1 pseudogene is annotated in these 1,512 nt (G+C 40.2%); it reads right to left on the reverse strand.

Annotation, left to right across the window (positions count from 1 at the left end):
- Window positions 1-1,512, reverse strand: a pseudogene (locus BN358_RS17460) (acyl-CoA carboxylase subunit beta); the annotation flags it as partial.

The following is a 1,512-nucleotide window of genomic DNA, read 5'->3' on the forward strand; positions in this document are numbered from 1 at the left end:
ACAGAGGAATATTGCCATGTTTTTTTACAGGTCTTAATTCTCTTTTGCCTGACAACATGTCAAATGCGCTTATTATTCTTTTTCTTGTTTCTGACGGCTCTATTACCTGGTCCACATAGCCTCTTGCTGCTGCCGTGTACGGATTTGCCACTGTATTTCTGTATTCCTCTATTTTTTCCTTACGTTTTGCGTTCTTGGTCTTCGGCCTCAGCTATTTCATTTTTAAATATTATGTTTGCTGCTCCATCCGGTCCCATTACTGCTATTTCTGCTGTTGGCCATGCAAGCACCATGTCGGCTCCAAGTTCCTTGTTGCACATTGCTATATATGATCCGCCGTATGCTTTTCTTGTTATTACTGTTACCTTTGGCACTGTTGCTTCTGAATATGCATAGAGCATTTTTGCTCCATGTCTTATTATTCCGCCGTATTCCTGATGTGTTCCCGGCAAAAATCCCGGAACATCCATCAATGTAAGAAGCGGTATGTTGAATGAATCACATGTCCTTATGAACCTTGCTGCTTTGTCTGAAGCATTTATATCAAGACATCCTGCCAGAACCTTTGGCTGGCTTGCTATTACGCCTACACTTTTTCCGTTTAATCTCATGAATCCTGTAACAACGTTCATTGCAAAGTATGGCTGATATTCCATGAACTCCTTGTTGTCTGACAATGAATAAATCACATCTTTCATGTCATAAGCCTTATTTGGATTTTCAGGCACTATTTCATTTAATGCTTCATCTATTCTGTTCAAATCATCAAGAGATACCTTAGCAGGTGAAGTTTCAATGGTTATTCTGAGGAAGAAAGCTTAAAAGTGTTCTTATGTGTTCTATGCATTCTTCTTCTGAATCATCCAGAAAATGTGCCACTCCGCTTATGCTGTTGTGAGTCATTGCTCCGCCAAGCTTTTCTGCAGACACCTTTTCTCCTGTTACTGTTTCTATTACGTTTGGACCTGTTATGAACATTTTGCTGGTATTTTGAACCATGAATATGAAATCTGTTATGGCAGGTGAATAAACTGCTCCTCCTGCACATGGTCCTAATATTACAGAAATCTGAGGTATTACTCCTGAGGCTATGGTGTTGTTGAAAAATATCTTGCCGTAGCCTGACAGAGCATCAACACCTTCCTGTATTCTTGCTCCGCCTGAATCGTTTATACCGATTATAGGAGCTCCAACCTTAAGAGCCATTTCCTGAGTTTTCACGATTTTTGCAGCGTGCATTTCTCCCAGGGATCCTCCAATAACCGTAAAATCCTGGGCATATATGTATACTAATCTTCCATCAACAGTTCCGTATCCTGACACAACTCCTTCGCCGGGATATTTCTTTTTGTCCATTCCAAAATTAACGCATCTGTGTTCAACAAAAGCATCAATTTCAGAAAAACTTCCTTCATCAAGGAGTTTTAAAATTCTTTCCCTGGCAGTCAGTTTGCCGCTTTCATGCTGTTTGTCTATTGCCTTTTGTCCGCCGCCCAGTTTTATTTTTTCATT

It is taken from the genome of Sedimentibacter sp. B4, from assembly GCF_000309315.1.
Lineage (GTDB): Bacteria > Bacillota > Clostridia > Tissierellales > Sedimentibacteraceae > Sedimentibacter > Sedimentibacter saalensis.